The sequence below is a fragment of the Sphingomonas sp. genome (assembly GCF_017304635.1).
Taxonomy (GTDB): Bacteria; Pseudomonadota; Alphaproteobacteria; order Sphingomonadales; family Sphingomonadaceae; genus Sphingomonas.
The window spans coordinates 427,478-443,121 of record NZ_JAFKMA010000001.1 but is presented as its reverse complement, the minus strand read 5'-3'; the positions used below and the strand labels follow the sequence as shown (position 1 = coordinate 443,121).

Sequence of the window (15,644 nt, the reverse complement as noted above, 5' to 3'; positions counted from 1 at the left end):
AGCTCATTTGCCCTTCAGGTCGGTCGCGCCGACATCAATCGCGTCCACCATCTGAACCGCCCGTTGACGGATCGTGTCGGGCACGTCCTCGCCCTCGGCAATCTCCTTGAACAGGTCGCGCGCCGCGTTGGGCTTGCCCTGCTTCAGGTACGAGATCGCCACCAATTCGCCCGCGCTGCCGAGATAGGCCGAGCCCTTCCCCGCCAGCGGTTGCAGCCGGTCGATCACCGTCTGCGGCGCCAGCGTGTCGAATTCGATCGTCGTCTGGCGGATCAGCGCCAGATCGCGATACGGCTTGCCGACCGCATCGTCGCCGGCGACGGCGGCGAACTTGGCGGCGGCTTCCTTGGCCTTGCCGGCCTGGAGCAGCTGGTTGCCCTCCAGCATCCGCGCGATCGCGCGGTAGCCCGGGCCGCCCGAGCTATCGAGGTCGGCCAGGATCGGCGCGGCCTGATCGGGCTTGTTCGCGCCGATCGCGTCATAAGCGCTCTGCAACTTGACCGCTTCGCCTTCGGCATGGCTGTGCGTCCAGTAGCGCCAGCCCAGGATCGCGGCAAAAACCGCCAGCCCGCCAATGATCGCACCGACGATCAGGCGGCCGTAGCGCGTCCAGACGTCGGCCATCTGGTCGCGGCGCAGTTCCTCGTCGACCTCGCGCAGGAAAGCTTCGTCGGTATGCGGCGTCACGGCCAAGGGAATGGGCTCCAATTGTGGCGGGATTGGGTGCGAACTCTTAGCGGCGCGCGCCCGAAACGCAACGCGGCTTGACGGCGCGCCTTACGACTTGGGGGCGTAGGTCTGCTCCGTCCCCGGGAAAGTGCGCGCGCGCACCTCGGCGGCATAGCGTTCGACCGCGCCGGTGACGTGCGCCGCCATGTCGTCATAGCGCTTCACGAACCGTGGCGTGCGCTCGAACAGGCCGAGCATGTCCTCGGCCACAAGCACTTGCCCGTCGCAGGCCGCCGACGCGCCGATGCCGATGACGGGGACGTCGCTGACCTCGGTGATCTTGCGTGCGATCGGCTCGACCACGCCTTCGACCACCAAGGCGAAGGCGCCGGCATCGGCGACGGCCTTGGCATCGGCCATGATCTTCGCCTCCTCCGCCTGGCTGCGGCCGCGCGCGCCATAGCCGCCAAGCGCGTTGATCGCCTGTGGGGTCAGGCCGACATGCGCCATTACCGGGATTCCGCGTTCGGTCAGGAAGCGGATCGTCGGTGCCATCGCCGCCCCGCCCTCCAGCTTGACGCCGGCGCAGCCGGTCTCCGCCAGGATGCGCGCCGCATTCGCGAACGCCGCCTCGGGCGACGCCTCGTAGCTGCCGAACGGCATGTCGACGAGCACGACCGCATGATAGCTGCCCCGCACCACCGCCGCGCCGTGGGCGATCATCATGTCGAGCGTCACCGGCAGCGTCGACGGCAGGCCGTACACCACCTGCCCCAGCGAATCGCCGACCAGCAGCAGGTCGCAATGCGGATCGAGCAGTTGCGCCATCCGCACGGTGTAGGCGGTCAGCATCACCAGCGGCTCGGCGATCGCGCCCTCGACCTTGCGCCGCTGGATCGCCGGCACGGTCAGCCGCTTCATCGGCGCGGGAGTCGGATTGGCGCGGCTGGTCGCGGTGTCGATCGTGAAGGTCGTGGACATGGGCGTCCCCTTAGCTGCTCCACCTCACCCTCGCCAGCGCCGTCCAACGGCAATGATCGTTTAACTTGACTCAATGTTAAATTTTTATAACATATAGCCTAACAATTCACACACGAGGTTCGCAATGCCATTCAAGGAAAAAATCGCCTGGATATCCGTCATTACGACGCTCGCTGTCTGGGGAATCTATTTCGCCTTCCTGCTGTCGGCAGTCGCGAGCGGCCGTGGCCCGGACCACGGTCATATGATCGGATTCTTCGGCGCGGTGGTCATTCAGGTCCTCCTGATCATCGTCGCCAGCGTGATCACCGCCGCGACAGCACCGAAGGATGCCAGCGCGGGCAGCGATGAACGCGATAAGGCCATCGCGCGAGGATCGTCGGCAATCGCTTATCCGGTACTGCTGAGCGGCGTGGTGCTGGTCGCCGCAAGCATGCACCTCGGACTGACCGCGCCCGGGATGGCGTATGGCATCATGGCCGCGATCGTGATCGCCGAGGTCGTGCATTACGGCGCGCAGATCGTTTTCTACCGGAGCGGACGGCATGGCTAAGCCGCCGCCCGGCCGCGTGGTCAATCAGGTACGGCTGCTCCGCTTCCTGGCCAGCGAAATGACCCAGGCGGAGCTCGGCGAGCGGATCGGCCTGACGCGGCAGACCGTCGCCGCGATCGAGGCGGGAAAATATTCGCCCAGCCTCGACGCCGCGTTCCGCATCGCACAGGTGTTCGGCAAATCGCTCGACGAGGTATTCGGCTGGGAAAGCTAGCGCCGGCCGATCCAGCCCCGGCGCGTCGCATATTGCGCGAACCAGATCGAGAAGGCCGCGACGCCCGCGACGATCGCCGGAAACGCGATCGCTGCGCGCTTGCCCTTCGCCTGGATCAGATCAGTCGCGCCGAACACATAACCGAACATCACGATCACCGCGACGAACGACAGCCAGAACAGCCACCGCGCCCGCTTTTCCTTGAGCAACAGCGCCAGCGCGCCGAGCAGGCCGCCGAACGTCGCGACGATATAGACGTAATTGTACCATGCCGGCAGCGCGGCGTAGAGGCGGCGGTCATAGTCGGTGGTGTGCGGCCCCCACGACTCGGCACCGAAATGCAGTTGCTGGATGCACGCCCACACACCCATCGCGTTCCACGCGAGCAACATGATCGCGACGAGCCAGAACCATGCCGGCGGCCTTGTTCCGATTGCCATTTGCCCTCTCCCAGTTCGGATCGAGAGACTGCGCCGCAACCGCGGCCTTGGCAAGGTCAGCCGAATGCGGCTTCCCATGCCTCGGGCTTGAACCCGGCGAGCAGGATGCCCTCCCCCTCGACGATCGGGCGCTTTATCATCGACGGCTGTGCCAGCATCAGCGCCACTGCCTTGTCGGCATCGAGATCGGCGCGGTCGGCGTCGGGCAGCTTGCGGAAGGTCGTCCCGGCACGGTTAAGTACCGTTTCCCAGCCGAGCACTGCGATCCAGCGACGTAGCGACGCTTCCTCCACGCCCGCCTTCTTGTAGTCATGGAACGCGTAGGCCGTGCCCCGCGCATCGAGCCACGCCCGCGCCTTCTTGACCGTGTCGCAATTGGGAATGCCGTAAAGCGTCAGCATTATCGTCCCTGCCGAATGACCCATAAGGTGTATAGCCCGATCCCCGCCCAGATCACGTTGAGCACCGCCGACGGGATCGCGCCGTTATAGCCGCTGTTCAGCACGAAGCAGGCCGCGCCGACCACGTTCATCCATTGATAGCCGCGCGATTGCCCGGTGGTCCGTCCGGTCGACAGCAGGACGTACGCGGCGAGGATCAAAGCCGCGCCGGCCCAGCCGATCGTCTCGATAAGAACGCGTTCGGGGGTCATCGTTTTGCTCGCGGTATTCTGCGGTGCCGAGTGACGAAGCCGAAATCGTGCCCCGCACGATTTCGAGTCTTCGTCATTCCCATTCGATTATTCGGAGCCATAATAACCTATTGAGTTGCCACGGAAAATAAATTTTCAGACTTAGCGATACCGTCAGCAATACCGTCATATTCTTAAGTCACTGATTTCGCTTTGGAAATGCCACAGAGGGCCAGTTACCAGCTATCGCTGTCTATCGCTAGACCGCATTCGGGATGGCATCGTCCTTGTTATCATTTTTAGGCATTCACGCGCCCGTCGATACCGTCACGTTCGCCTCGCTTAATACCGTCAGGTCTAGGTTCCACCGCATAGATCACACCGCAGGCATGCGGCACGCCCCGCTCATTGCGGCTGGCTCCTGTACTTTGAGTCACAGCTGAACATCCGTATATGGATGTCGGAAACGTCGTATTTTGGTCAAGGCATGTCTACTCTCGGAATCCGGATCATGGACCGCTTCGCATCGGGCGACACCCTCACGCGCACCGAAGTCGCGCCGGGCGAAAACTTTGATTCGGTAGGCCGGGTGCTCAGGCAGTTGATCGCCGAAGAGAAGCTGATGCGCGTGGGGCGCGGGCGATATCGCAAAGCCGATCGTGCGGCGGCGGTTTCCGTGAACTCCATAGGCGACGCGATCGAGCAGAAGGTCCGTCGTTCGAAGCGCAACGTCTTCCTCCGCAGCGATTTCGCTCACCTCGGTAGCTATGACGGGGTCGGACGCGCGCTTCGACAACGGACCATAAATGGCAAATTGGTCCAGATCGGCTATGGCCTTTATGCCAAGGCAGAGGTGTCGCCATTCACGGGCAAGCCTGTCCCTATCGTCGGCATCAAGCGCCTTGCGACCGAGGCGCTCGAGCGGCTGGGCAAAAAGGTTTCTACTTCTTCTTTCGAAGAGGCATATAATGTGGGTCGGTCCACTCAGGTGCCGACCGGCCGTACCATAGCAGTCGCTGGCCGGGTACGTCGTCGTATCGGCTACGACGGCAACTATGTCCTTCTCCAGCGTATCCGGTAGGCGGCCTCAGCTGATCGCAGCTGCGCCATAAGCCTCGGGTGCATGCGCACTGCCCTGAGGCGAGCGGCCCGCATACAAGGAGAGACCCGTTGAAGCGCCGCGGCAGATCGCGGCCAAACGCTGGCGGTCCTCGTCAGATCGGCTCGGCGACACATCCGGTTGGCTGAATGCTTATAAGGTCTGAAAGCTGACCTTATTTCGACTGGGCCTAAACCGCGTCTGGAGGGTCCTGAGGCAAACCGTCGATCGCCGCCACCGTGTCTATGAGGTGCCGCCGAAGTGTGGCCAGGCCGACCGCCATGACCAGATCTCGACGATCAGCCAGCGCCAATACGGTCCTTAATATAAGATCGGAATGGCGCATCAGCACTACGAGATTCTCGGCACTGGGGCCATTCTTGGCTTCGAACCAGTTCCGCACCGCCCGCTCGTTCGATCGCGTCAGCCGAGCGACCGTCTTGAGGGCGGCAGGCTTGTTACCGAACTCCTCCTTCAGGGCTGCAGCAATCGCGGTCACCAGCGGTTCGGTTGAAGCCCGATTCTGAAATTCTTTTCCAGTCTCGGACTGAAGTTTTCGGTCTTTCTCGGAGAGCGACATTCGCACTGACTTCCCAATAAGATGATGGGAAGTCGAACTTGTCCGCTTGAAGCCAATGAAAGTAGTTCGGTCTGATGAGCTTGCCGGAGTCCATTCCTGTCGAAACTACGCCACGCGCGCCGATCCGCGCCGCGCAGTATGTGCGCATGTCGACCGATCATCAGAAATACTCGACCGAGAATCAGGCCGAGATCATCGCGCAATATGCTGCTCGGCGCGGCTTTGAGATCGTCAAGACCTACGAGGACTCAGGCAAAAGCGGGCTACGCCTTGATGGTCGGCTTTCCCTTCAACAGCTGATCGCCGACGTGCGTAGCGGGCAAGCCGACTTCAAGGCGATCCTTGTCTACGATGTCAGCCGTTGGGGCCGCTTCCAAGACGCCGATGAGAGCGCCTATTACGAATTCATCTGCCGCGAAGCCGGGATAACTGTCCAGTATTGCGCAGAGCAATTCGAGAACGATGGTAGCCTGAGCGCGACGATCATCAAGAGCATGAAGCGAGCTATGGCTGGCGAGTACAGCCGGGAGCTCTCCGTTAAGGTCTTCACTGGCCAGTGCCGGCTGATCCGGCTGGGCTTTCGGCAAGGCGGTGCGGCTGGCTTTGGTTTGCGGCGCTATCTCATTGATGAGCATCGTCAGCCCAAGGCGGTGCTCAACCGGGGCGAGCAAAAGAGCCTACAGACCGACCGGGTCATTCTCAAGCCGGGCCCGCCTGAAGAAGTCGAGATGGTACGCCGGCTCTATCGGATGTTCGTCGTGCAGCGGCATACCGAGACAGAGATCGCGGTGACACTGAACGACGAAGGGATTCTCACCGATCTCGGCCGGCCTTGGACGCGCGGAACGGTCCACCAAGTGCTGACCAACGAAAAGTACATCGGCAACAACGTCTATAACCGGGGCTCCTTCAAGTTGAAGGCGAAGCGCGTCGTAAACACGCCCGACATGTGGGTGCGCGGTGATGGGGCGTTCGAAGCGATCGTGGAGCGCGACTTCTTCGAGGCCGCCCAGCGCATTATTCAGGAGCGGAGCCGGCGCTTTTCGGACGAGGAGTTGCTCAGCCGGCTGTCAGCCTTGCTGACCGAGAAGGGATGGCTTTCGGGACTCGTCATTGACGAAATTGAGGGCATGCCGTCGAGCTCGACCTTCCGACATCGCTTCGGCAGCCTGGTACGGGCTTACAAGCTGGTCGGCTATGCCCCGTCCAGGGATTACCGGTACATCGAGATGAATCGAGCGCTCCGCGCGCTTCATCCTGATGTCGTCGCGCAGGTGATTGCGGATATTGGCGAAGCCGGCGGATCGGTCCGCCGCGATACGGTGACCGATCTCCTCCACATCAACGAAGAGTTCAGCGCGTCGCTGGCAATCTCGCGCTGCCACGAAACGTTGGCGGGCTCACTACGCTGGAAGGTCCGCTTTGATAGTGGGCTTCGCCCGAGCATCACGATCGTCGCACGCATGGAGCCGGATAACCTGGCCATCCGCGACTACTACCTGCTGCCTTGGCTCGATTTCGGCTCCGCGTCCAATCTGCGACTGGCGCCAGAAAACGGCATCCTCCTTGATGCCTATCGGTTTGACTCACTGGAGGCACTGTTTGATCTGTCGCGGCGCGTTCCGCTGAAGGCAGCGGCGTGACCCCACCGCCGCCTGAGATCCGGTCGATTCCCGTCGACCACATCACGGTGCTGAATCCTCGTGTCCGCAACAAGCGGATATTCCAGGAGCTGGTAAACAGCATTGCCCATCTGGGCCTGAAGAAGCCGATCACGGTCAGCCAACGGCCTGGAAAGGCCCGCTTCGATCTGGTCTGCGGTCAAGGACGCCTCGAGGCGTTCGTGGCGCTTGGCCAGACCGAGATCCCCGCCATCGTGATCGATGCGATCGAGGAAGACTGCTTCGTCATGAGCCTCGTCGAAAATCTGGCACGCCGCCAGCATAGCCCGCTCGAACTGGTCCACGCCATCGGCGCGCTTAGTGCGCGCGGCTATTCCTATTCCGAGATCGCCGCCAAGGTCGATTTCTCAGTCGAATATGTCAGCGCCATCTGCCTGCTGCTCGAGAATGGTGAGGAAAAGCTGATTGCCGCGGTCGAGCGCGGCGTGATCCCGCACACGATCGCGATGGAAATCGCGCGGGCCAAGGATGGCGAAGTCCAGCAGGCGCTGGCCCAAGCCTATGAGGAAAAGACCATCCCGGGCAATCAGGTGCTCGCGATCCGGAAGATCATCGACCAGCGCAACACCAGCGGGAAGCAGCTTCATAAGCAGGGAGCGCGGCCTGGCCGTGCCCAGAAACCGGTCACCTCGGAAGGACTGATCCGCGCCTATCAGCGCGAGACAGAACGGCAAAAGCTGTTGATCAAGCGCGCTTCTCTCGCACGGAGCAGGCTGCTGTTCGTGGCCAACGCATTGCGCCGTCTGTTAGCCGACGATCATTTTGTGGCGCTGCTCCGGGCGGAGGGCCTCAGCACATTGCCACGTGCGCTCGCCGAGCGCATCGGGCCGGCATAGGTTTAGCATGGCGGATCTGGTCAAGATTGCGTTCGAGCGCAAGATCCTGAACCTGCCGATCGCCGACCTGTTGCCGACTAAGGCTTTGCCGGCGGGTGTACGCGACACAGTCAAATACCGCCGGATCGCCGCCTCGGTGCAGGAGGTAGGATTGATAGAGCCACTTTCGATCGCTCGTCAGAAAAATGGCAGCTACCTACTGCTCGACGGACATATGCGGCTCGATGCCCTGCGGTTTCTGGACGCTGCCGACGCGCCTTGCGTTGTCGCCGACGACGATGAGTCGTTCACCTACAATAAGCGGGTGAACCGGCTGGCGACGATCCAGGAGCACTACATGATCGTGCGCGCGCTCGATCGAGGCGTTTCCGAGGAAAAGCTGGCCCGCGCGCTCAATGTTGATGTGAAGGTCATCCGTCAACGGCGGCATCTTCTGGCGGGCATCAGTCCGGATGTGGCCGAGTTGCTCAAGGACAAGCCAGTCGGACATCACGCCTTCCAGAAGCTTCGCAAGATGAAGCCCATTCGCCAGCTCGAGGTGGCCGAACTCATGGTCTCGGCGAATAACTACACCGTGAGCTATGCCAAGGCTTTGCTCGCAACCTCGAAGGCGGCCGATCTGCACAAGCCCGACGAACTGAAGAAAGCGACCGGCCTCTCAGCTGAGCAGATGGCGCGGCTCGAGCGAGAGATGGCGTCGGTGAGCGAAGACTATAAGGAACTCGAAGCCTCCTACGGCGACGACATGCTGGTGCTGGTCGTCGCATCGGGCTTTCTCGAACGGCTGCTTTCCAAGCCCGAGATTGAGGGCTTTCTCGAGCGGCGGCATCCCGAGTTCCTGGGGAATTTCCGTGCGATTGTTCAGGCGGCCTCACTCGATCAGTCGACATCCGCCTGAGGACGGCTGGGTTAAGGGGGACCGGGACCCATAAGCGCCGGGACCGTCGGAGAAGCCGCCGCGTGGGGCGGATCGAGGGCGGTGGCGGGAATGGCGGCGAACCCGCATGGAGCCCGCTAGGTCAGCCGTCATATGGCTGGCCGCACACCGCGTTTGCGGCGTGATAATTCCAGGAGCGCGCCGATCTGAGCGGCGGATCGGCGCGCTCCATCTTCTTCAACCCAGCCTGCGGGTCGGATCGCCAGCCTCAATTTCGCCGAGCTTGATCGATCTGGCGCAATGTTATAATACCTCGGTATCCATGAAGAACTCTCCGAGGAAACATAACAGCCGCTCGCCGCAGGCAGAGAGAGCGCGGGACCTGCTCGCGACGCATGGCATGATGCGCACAGGCGAGCTTGCGGCGGAGGGAATAGCCGCCACCATCATATCCCGAATGCTCTCCGAAGGCACGGTGCAGCGTCTCTCGCGCGGACTCTATCAGCTTGCCGACGCGGAGATCGATAGCAACCACGATCTGGCCGAGGCTGCAAAGCGCGTACCGAAAGGCGTGGTCTGCCTGACTTCCGCCCTCGCCTATCACGGACTAACGGATCAGATGCCGCGTAAGGTCTGGATGGCGATCGGGCTCAAGGACTGGCCTCCTGCCGAGCATGGGCCGCGTCTCAGGATCGTGCGGATGTCTGACAAGCTGCTACGGTCAGACTCTGAAACTCACATGATCGAAAATGTCAGTGTCCCCATGTTCACGATTACCCGGACGCTGGTCGATTGCTTTCGCCATCGTAAGTCGGTTGGGCTCAACGTCGCGGTCGAGGCGCTGCGTGAGGCGCTCCGACTCCGCAGGACAACACCCGCAGCGATTGCAGAATGCGCGCGTTCGCGAGGCGCTTGGTCGCTGATGGCCCCTTATCTCGAGGTGCTGACCATCGATGGTTGAGAAGCGTCCCAACCTGGGCGCCTCCGTCCGTGCGAAGCTGCTCAACCAGGCTCGTGCGGCTGGTCAGCCGTTCGATCTGATCCTCGTTCGCTTCGCGCTGGAGCGGCTCCTGTACCGGCTCAGCATCTCCGCCCATGCCGAGCGGTTCGTGCTCAAGGGCGCGATGCTTCTCACCACCTGGTTCGATGATCCTGCACGTCCCACGCGGGACCTTGACCTGCTCGCGTTTGGCGATCCGGACCCCGACGCGATGTTGGCGACGTTTCGCGATATTCTATCGATCGATGTGGCAGACGGGATCGCGTTTAAAGCCGACGACCTACGCGTCGATCGTATCCGCGAGGCGCTCGATTATGGCGGTGTTCGCCTGCGCGCCACAGCCGATGTCGGCGGAGCGCGTGTGCCGGTTGCGATCGACGTCGGTTTTGGCGACGCGCTGGAACCCGGCGCGGAACTCCTCGATTATCCGGTCCTACTCGACCAGCCCGTGCCGAGGCTGCGAGCCTATGCCCGCGAGACGGTGATCGCCGAGAAGTTTCAGGCAATGGTCCTGCTTGGCCGCGCCAACTCGCGCATGAAGGATTTCTACGACATCTGGTTGCTGGCCACCAGTTTCCGGTTCGACGACGATCGGTTGGTGCGCTCTATCAAAGCGACGTTCGAGCGCCGCAACACGGAGATTCCGGGTCAACTTCCCGATGGCCTCACCCCCGAGTTCGGCGAGGATCCCGCCAAGGTCCAGCAATGGGAAGCGTTCAAGCGTGATCTCGGGGCGGATCCAGGGCGCCTCGTGGATGTGTGCGCGACGCTCGCCGCGTTCCTTGGCCCGCGTGCCGAGGCGGCCCGCGCATTATCAAAAAGATGCTCGCTTACCTGAATTCAGCGTATTTCGCTGAGCATACCAGGCGCGGCAATGACTGACTGGACCGACGAGCAGAACGACGCGATCGTCGCAGACTATTTCGCGATGCTCGCTGACGATATCGTTGGACGCTCCTATAGCAAGGCCACACACAACCGTCTCCTGCAGGCGATAATCGGCCGCCCACGGGGTTCGATCGAATACAAGCATCAGAACATCAGCGCGGTGCTCAAGGGCCTCGGGGAGGACTGGCTCCCGGGCTACAAGCCGGCCTTCAATTTTCAGGCCTCGCTTGTCGACGCGGTAGTGCGTTGGCTCGATCGACATCCCGATTGGCTCGCACCGGCCGCACGGGCGGCAATGACCCCGTCAGCGGCGGCGCTTCGGGAGGAAGCAATGTTATGGATTGGACCGCCGCCGACACATAGCAACGCACCTCCGCCCGACGAACTCGAGCAGATGACCGCTATATCTCGTAAGTACGATGTCGCCGAGCGCGATGCACGCAATCGGACGCTTGGGCGCGCCGGCGAGGAGCGCGTCCTTGCCCATGAACGCGCCAGCCTGCTGGCCGCCGGCCGGTCCGATCTGGCCGAGCGCATCCGTTGGGTGTCGCATGTCGATGGCGACGGTGCCGGCTATGACATCCGCAGCTTCGAACCCGACGGCAGTGATCGGCTGATCGAGGTGAAGACAACCAATGGCTGGGAGCGGACGCCGTTTCACATCACGCGCAACGAGCTCGCGGTCGCCGAGACACACCGTCACGACTGGCGGTTGGTGCGATTGTGGAGTTTCGCGCGGGAGCCGCGCGCGTTCGAGCTGCGGCCGCCACTGGAAGCCCATGTCTCGCTGATGGCGACGAGCTTCCAGGCAAACTTCATGTAGTGGCCGCTATCGAAACGGCTGCTTTTGGTGAAAATTTGCTGCCGGTGTCGCACGACGCCGTATCACACGACGCCGTATCAGATGACGGCAATTATGCTCTTCTCCGACGCGCCCGAAACGGCGGCGCTTGGGCGATCGCAGCCGCACTATAGACCTTGAGTGAGATAGCAGGATCGAGATCAAGCGTTGGTGTCGGCGGCGCGAGAACAGGTACACGCTTCTGGCCTGCCGCCCAAGCATCCACAATGTCAGCCCATTCCTGCATCATATGACGACGTTGATGCTCATACTCCGCCTTGTTGTAGATGCTGCGGGAAGATCGCCGATCCTCGTGCGCGAGGCATTTCTCGACCCAATCGCCATTAAACCCAAGTTCGTTGAGCAGCGTCGACGCCGTCCTTCGCAGATCGTGAACCGTGAAGGGTTCCAATTGAAGCTTATCTCGCTTGGCGCGTTCCACTACCGCGTGGGTCACGCGGTTGAAAATCGCACGGGACATGGGCGCACTCGGCTCATTTCGGTTGGGCAGCAGGTAAGGCGATATTCCCGAGCAGGTTTTGAGCGCGACCAAGATGTCGATGCTTTGCCTCGACAGATACACATTGTGCGCCTTTGAACCCTTCATCCGCTCTTTCGGGATGGTCCAGACGGCATTCTCGAAATCGATCTCGTCCCATTTGGCATCCTGCAATTCGCTCTTTCGCACCATGGTCAAGAGATAGAGCTTCAGTGCCAATTTTATGGTTGGCATCGTTGCCACAAGCTCGAGCGCACGCAGCATCACGCAGATCTCTGCTGGTGAAAGTGACCGGTCCCTTGGCACGAACGTGGCGATGGATGTTGGCGCAACTTCGTCGGCCGGATTAGCTACCTTCTCACCATTCAAGCGGGCGTGCGCATAGATCTGTTTGAGGATGTCGCGGACATGAATGGCTGTCGCCGGCGCACCTCGCTCGACGATCTTCGCACAATGGGCGCGGAGGTCGTCGGGTGTGATTTCATCGAGATGGCGCCCTTCCCAGACTGGCTGAAGCTCACGGTTGTATATGGATCGACGCATCGCGCGGGTGCTGTCAGCCATGCCGGACTTCCCGAACCACCGCTCCGCATGCTCACCGAAAGTCTTCGCTCCTTTGAGCCGGCGTTTCTCGCGTTGTTTTTCCTGGGCCGGTGATCGCCCCGCGGCCACCATGCGTCTCGCATCGACCAGCTTTTCGCGCGCGAGCGCAAGCGAGAGACCGGAAGGCCCATGAACGCCGAGGGTGAGCGTCTCCCGGCGACCGTTAAGGCGATAGTCGAACCTGTACGACATCGTCCCTGCCCTGCTGACATGGACATAGAGTCCATCGCGATCTGTAACCTTGTAGTTTTTCCCTTTTGATTTCAGTTGTTTAATAGAATGTTCAGTTAGCAAGGCGATGGGCTCCCGGCAGCATAATTCAACCGGGCACCTGAAGCTGAGGAATGAATTTACAGTTTCTTTTTACGTCTTACTGGCAGGAGCCAATACATCAGTCTGTCCAGGTTGAATTATATCCATCGTGCCAAACGTCTTATCATGCGCGACGTTTTCGCTAGGAAGTATAATGATCTGCACACCAACCAGACTTGTTGAAGTAGCCCCCATAATGGCCCCATAGTACTGCGCTGGCCGTGCGAATCATTTTTCGTTTTTCGCGCCAAAGCTGACGTAACGGTTTCAGGCACTCTCTCCCGCATTTGCAAGGCGTAGGCTGATTCCGCAAGGATTATGGCGGTGAACGGCGGTCTCGAAGTACGCAACATCCGTTTTTAGCTCCAGAATGAGCAAACGTCATGCGCGCTCTACGGCCGACGCGCCGAGCGACGTATCCGGGCAGGGATGGACCTTCACCCATGTAGCTGCCATGCTGGGGTGTAGCGGTCATGTCGATGGGGGCCATAAAATCGGGGATGGGTGTGGACGCAACGGCGCTCGGCGGCAGCGAATATATTTGTAGCGGGCTGGGCGAACTGTCTTCTGAAGCGGCTACCGCCCCTTTACGGACAGAAAAAGATTCGGCCTATCCGGTCGACACCGGGCCGGCAGTAGCGCAGTTACTCCGCCGCTTTAACGGTGATCGACGATCCATCCCGGTATCTTTCCGAGAGCTCGTACCCTGGATTAAGGTCGGTGAACGGGGCACCCACTACCTTCATTCGTACCCGGCAAAACTACTGCCGCAGATAGCGCATTTTTTCCTAGCATCAAAACTACTGGCGTCACGGGACGATGTGGTTCTTGATCCGTTCGCTGGCGCGGGAACCGTGCCGCTGGAAGCCGTGCTCTCCGGTCGGCGGGCAATCCATGCCGACGTAAACCCGCTCGCCAAGCTGATCACGACCACAAAGGTTGCCCGTCTTGATGACGAAGCAATAGCAGCAGCCGCGTCGACAATTAGGCATGCCTTTTCTCGGATCAGAGCGCGTTCCAAGCCCGATGTCGTGAACCTTGACCACTGGTACGACGAGGCAACCATACGTGCGCTGGTACGCTTGCGCGCAGCAATCGACCAAGTTGCCGATGCGCATCTGCGGCCCCTGCTCCAGACCACTTTCTCAGCCACAGCGCGCAAAGTGAGCCACGCAGACCCGCGCTTCTCAGTCCCGGTTCGTCGCCACGACAAAGGTGAGGTGCGGTCGCGGAATGTCCTCGAGACGTTCATTCAAGGGCTGGAAGTAAATAGGCAACGGTTTCGTGAGCTGGACCGACTGCTCCCAGCCGGCGTGCCAGTACGCATCGATTGTGCAGGCGACGACGCCAGATCCTTGAAGGGCGCAGACGGAAATCCTCTTGCTGACGGATCGGTTGGCCTAGTTCTGACGTCACCGCCTTATGCCGGTGCCCAGAAATATGTTCGCGCGACAAGTCTCAGCCTCGGTTGGCTCGGGCTTGCTGGTAGTCGAGGCCTAACCGCGCTTGAACGCCGAACGATCGGGCGCGAACATTTCCCGAAGGCTGACGTCCTTACCCGACCCCAGACGGGCATCCCCGAAGCCGAACAACTGCTGGAAGTGATCTCCAACAAGAACGCACTTCGCGCCGCCATTTGCGCAAACTATCTGGTCGAGATGCGCTCCGCGCTCTGCGAAAGCGTGCGCGTTCTCAAGCAGGGCGGCTACATGGTTCTCGTGATCGGTGACAATACGGTCTGCGGGCAGCGATTCCCTTCATCCGAATATCTTCGATTCATACTCGAAGAGATGGGCATGGAAACCAAACTCGTCGTCATCGACGACATTCGTTCACGTGGTCTCATCACCCGAAGAGCTGCCACGGCTGGTGTAATTGTCAGCGAATGGGTGCTCGTGCTCAGGAAGGCTAGCCAGACACGATGAGCATTCTGGAGGAGCTCAATGGCATCCTCCCCGACGGGGCAGAGGTGACGCCCGAGGACACGTGGGAGATGTTACGGCGACGTATCACGATCCTTAACGAGCGGGCGTGGGAAGGACGCAATCGCTGGCCGGATGTCGAACATTGGCTGGCCAATTTCGACGGTCGCAGCGGCATTGACGTCGATACTGAGCGGCTTCATGCGCTCTTCCTGCTCTCGCAGTTTCTGTACGTTGGGAGCATCGAAACCCGTGTGCTGCTACAATCTGTTTTTCGCGACCTGTTCATGGCGCCCTTAATCCAGGAGGTTCGTGCAAGCCTTGGGGGAACGCGCGATGCTGCATTGATCGTGCCGGCGGTTGAGCTGGCTCTCCAGCGCACCCGGTTTCTGGGAGTTGGCAACCCCTCCGAGAGCGGCGTCCATCTTCTTTATTACTTTCGCCAGGAGAATGGGCTGAGCAAAGCGCAGTTTATGGACGCGACGGCCATGTTCGCGAGGTCCTATCTTCCGGACGGTACGACCGTGCCTACGCTGGGCAATCCCGATATCGACCGGTACGTGTTCATCGATGATGTCTGCGGGTCCGCGAGAACTGCCATTTCCTATTCCAAGAATGCGCTCGCCAATCTTCTTGAGCTAAAACCCGACGCAAAGCTCTACTACCTCGCGATGTTCGCGCTTCAAGATGGGCTCGATCGAGTGCGGACAGAGTCAGTATTCGGCGAGCGCTGTGCTGCGGTTTTCGAGCTTGACGAAACCTATCGGTGCCTGTCTCCGACGTCTCGCTATCTTCATGCCGCGCCGCCGCATATCAACGGTGATCAGCTTCGGATGATGGTTCGCACGTACGGCGCGCTGCTCTGGCCGAAGCATCCCTGCGGCTTTAACGATGCGCAGCTACTTCTCGGCTTCCATCACAACACACCCGACAATACGCTACCCGTGATCTGGCGTGAGGATGGTGCAGGCGTGTCCTGGTTCCCAGCATTTCGCCGTTACGCCAAGCTTTGAGGAT

At 60.8% G+C, this 15,644-nt stretch carries 18 protein-coding genes; 11 read left to right on the top strand and 7 right to left on the bottom strand.

Features of this window, described 5'->3' with window-relative positions:
• Window positions 1-3 precede the first annotated feature (3 nt).
• Entirely contained in the window at window positions 4-708 is a 705-nt protein-coding gene (locus J0I47_RS02200; protein ID WP_294044803.1) for a tetratricopeptide repeat protein, read from the bottom strand.
• Between the two features lie 69 nt (window positions 709-777).
• A complete protein-coding gene (panB, locus tag J0I47_RS02195) occupies window positions 778-1,650 on the bottom strand; it encodes a 3-methyl-2-oxobutanoate hydroxymethyltransferase (protein WP_294044802.1) in 873 nt (290 codons plus the stop codon).
• Window positions 1,651-1,774: 124 nt separating this feature from the next.
• On the opposite strand from panB, the gene J0I47_RS02190 reads away from it, so the two are divergent.
• Complete coding sequence (locus tag J0I47_RS02190) at window positions 1,775-2,203, top strand: hypothetical protein (protein WP_294044801.1); 429 nt, start codon at window positions 1,775-1,777, stop codon at window positions 2,201-2,203.
• The gene (locus J0I47_RS02185) at window positions 2,196-2,417 is read left to right on the top strand and encodes a helix-turn-helix transcriptional regulator (RefSeq protein WP_294044800.1); all 222 of its coding nucleotides are present in this window, start codon (window positions 2,196-2,198) and stop codon (window positions 2,415-2,417) included. The genes J0I47_RS02190 and J0I47_RS02185 overlap by 8 nt, the downstream gene beginning before the upstream one ends.
• Here J0I47_RS02185 and J0I47_RS02180 read toward each other — a convergent pair.
• From J0I47_RS02180 to J0I47_RS02170, 3 genes are read right to left on the bottom strand one after another with little or no spacing between them, the layout of a single operon-like run.
• A complete protein-coding gene (locus J0I47_RS02180; RefSeq protein WP_294044799.1) occupies window positions 2,414-2,857 on the bottom strand; it encodes a hypothetical protein in 444 nt (147 codons plus the stop codon). The two genes, J0I47_RS02185 and J0I47_RS02180, sit on opposite strands and share 4 nt — an antisense overlap.
• A gap of 56 nt (window positions 2,858-2,913) precedes the next feature.
• The gene (locus tag J0I47_RS02175) at window positions 2,914-3,261 is read right to left on the bottom strand and encodes an ArsC family reductase (RefSeq protein ID WP_294045835.1); all 348 of its coding nucleotides are present in this window, start codon (window positions 3,259-3,261) and stop codon (window positions 2,914-2,916) included.
• Window positions 3,258-3,509 carry a hypothetical protein gene (locus J0I47_RS02170; protein WP_294044798.1) on the bottom strand — a complete coding sequence of 84 codons (252 nt, stop codon included), beginning with the start codon at window positions 3,507-3,509 and terminating at the stop codon, window positions 3,258-3,260. The genes J0I47_RS02175 and J0I47_RS02170 overlap by 4 nt, the downstream gene beginning before the upstream one ends.
• Window positions 3,510-3,999: 490 nt before the next feature.
• Here J0I47_RS02170 and J0I47_RS02165 point away from each other — a divergent pair, with 490 nt between their 5' ends.
• Window positions 4,000-4,569 (top strand): hypothetical protein, encoded by a 570-nt coding sequence (locus J0I47_RS02165; protein WP_294044797.1) that lies wholly within the window; start codon window positions 4,000-4,002, stop codon window positions 4,567-4,569.
• A gap of 208 nt (window positions 4,570-4,777) precedes the next feature.
• Here J0I47_RS02165 and J0I47_RS02160 read toward each other — a convergent pair whose 3' ends face one another.
• A complete protein-coding gene (locus J0I47_RS02160) occupies window positions 4,778-5,167 on the bottom strand; it encodes a hypothetical protein (RefSeq protein WP_294044796.1) in 390 nt (129 codons plus the stop codon).
• Between the two features lie 74 nt (window positions 5,168-5,241).
• Between J0I47_RS02160 and J0I47_RS02155 the strand changes: the two genes are divergently transcribed.
• From J0I47_RS02155 to J0I47_RS02130, 6 genes are all read left to right on the top strand, one after another.
• Window positions 5,242-6,810, top strand: coding sequence for a recombinase family protein (locus tag J0I47_RS02155; RefSeq protein WP_294044795.1), 1,569 nt, complete (start codon window positions 5,242-5,244; stop codon window positions 6,808-6,810).
• On the top strand, window positions 6,807-7,685 hold the full coding sequence (locus J0I47_RS02150) for a plasmid partitioning protein RepB C-terminal domain-containing protein (protein ID WP_294044794.1): 879 nt from the start codon (window positions 6,807-6,809) through the stop codon (window positions 7,683-7,685). Before J0I47_RS02155 ends, J0I47_RS02150 begins: the two co-directional genes overlap by 4 nt.
• Before the next feature lie 7 nt (window positions 7,686-7,692).
• Window positions 7,693-8,583 carry a plasmid partitioning protein RepB C-terminal domain-containing protein gene (locus J0I47_RS02145; RefSeq protein WP_294044793.1) on the top strand — a complete coding sequence of 297 codons (891 nt, stop codon included), beginning with the start codon at window positions 7,693-7,695 and terminating at the stop codon, window positions 8,581-8,583.
• 262 nt (window positions 8,584-8,845) lie between these two features.
• Window positions 8,846-9,523: a type IV toxin-antitoxin system AbiEi family antitoxin domain-containing protein gene (locus J0I47_RS02140; RefSeq protein WP_294044792.1), complete on the top strand. Its 678-nt coding sequence runs from the start codon at window positions 8,846-8,848 to the stop codon at window positions 9,521-9,523.
• Complete coding sequence (locus tag J0I47_RS02135) at window positions 9,516-10,400, top strand: nucleotidyl transferase AbiEii/AbiGii toxin family protein (protein WP_294044791.1); 885 nt, start codon at window positions 9,516-9,518, stop codon at window positions 10,398-10,400. The genes J0I47_RS02140 and J0I47_RS02135 overlap by 8 nt, the downstream gene beginning before the upstream one ends.
• Window positions 10,401-10,436: 36 nt before the next feature.
• Complete coding sequence (locus J0I47_RS02130) at window positions 10,437-11,273, top strand: DUF3883 domain-containing protein (RefSeq protein WP_294044790.1); 837 nt, start codon at window positions 10,437-10,439, stop codon at window positions 11,271-11,273.
• Between the two features lie 91 nt (window positions 11,274-11,364).
• On the opposite strand, the gene J0I47_RS02125 is transcribed toward J0I47_RS02130, so the two are convergent.
• A complete protein-coding gene (locus tag J0I47_RS02125) occupies window positions 11,365-12,687 on the bottom strand; it encodes a site-specific integrase (RefSeq protein ID WP_294044789.1) in 1,323 nt (440 codons plus the stop codon).
• A 491-nt stretch (window positions 12,688-13,178) separates the two neighbouring features.
• Here J0I47_RS02125 and J0I47_RS02120 point away from each other — a divergent pair, with 491 nt between their 5' ends.
• Together J0I47_RS02120 and J0I47_RS02115 are read left to right on the top strand one after the other, a co-directional pair.
• Entirely contained in the window at window positions 13,179-14,630 is a 1,452-nt protein-coding gene (locus J0I47_RS02120) for a hypothetical protein (protein WP_294044788.1), read from the top strand.
• On the top strand, window positions 14,627-15,640 hold the full coding sequence (locus J0I47_RS02115) for a hypothetical protein (RefSeq protein WP_294044787.1): 1,014 nt from the start codon (window positions 14,627-14,629) through the stop codon (window positions 15,638-15,640). The genes J0I47_RS02120 and J0I47_RS02115 overlap by 4 nt, the downstream gene beginning before the upstream one ends.
• The last annotated feature ends 4 nt before the right edge of the window (window positions 15,641-15,644 follow it).

Excerpts from the sequence above, each read along its gene's own strand:
- panB (WP_294044802.1), bottom strand. The coding sequence starts at position 1,650 with ATGTCCACGACCTTCACGATCGACACCGCGACCAGCCGCGCCAATCCG.
- J0I47_RS02190 (WP_294044801.1), top strand. The coding sequence starts at position 1,775 with ATGCCATTCAAGGAAAAAATCGCCTGGATATCCGTCATTACGACGCTC.
- J0I47_RS02185 (WP_294044800.1), top strand. The coding sequence starts at position 2,196 with ATGGCTAAGCCGCCGCCCGGCCGCGTGGTCAATCAGGTACGGCTGCTC.
- J0I47_RS02180 (WP_294044799.1), bottom strand. The coding sequence starts at position 2,857 with ATGGCAATCGGAACAAGGCCGCCGGCATGGTTCTGGCTCGTCGCGATC.
- J0I47_RS02170 (WP_294044798.1), bottom strand. The coding sequence starts at position 3,509 with ATGACCCCCGAACGCGTTCTTATCGAGACGATCGGCTGGGCCGGCGCG.
- J0I47_RS02165 (WP_294044797.1), top strand. The coding sequence starts at position 4,000 with ATGGACCGCTTCGCATCGGGCGACACCCTCACGCGCACCGAAGTCGCG.
- J0I47_RS02160 (WP_294044796.1), bottom strand. The coding sequence starts at position 5,167 with ATGTCGCTCTCCGAGAAAGACCGAAAACTTCAGTCCGAGACTGGAAAA.
- J0I47_RS02155 (WP_294044795.1), top strand. The coding sequence starts at position 5,242 with ATGAGCTTGCCGGAGTCCATTCCTGTCGAAACTACGCCACGCGCGCCG.
- J0I47_RS02145 (WP_294044793.1), top strand. The coding sequence starts at position 7,693 with ATGGCGGATCTGGTCAAGATTGCGTTCGAGCGCAAGATCCTGAACCTG.
- J0I47_RS02135 (WP_294044791.1), top strand. The coding sequence starts at position 9,516 with ATGGTTGAGAAGCGTCCCAACCTGGGCGCCTCCGTCCGTGCGAAGCTG.
- J0I47_RS02130 (WP_294044790.1), top strand. The coding sequence starts at position 10,437 with ATGACTGACTGGACCGACGAGCAGAACGACGCGATCGTCGCAGACTAT.
- J0I47_RS02120 (WP_294044788.1), top strand. The coding sequence starts at position 13,179 with ATGTCGATGGGGGCCATAAAATCGGGGATGGGTGTGGACGCAACGGCG.
- J0I47_RS02115 (WP_294044787.1), top strand. The coding sequence starts at position 14,627 with ATGAGCATTCTGGAGGAGCTCAATGGCATCCTCCCCGACGGGGCAGAG.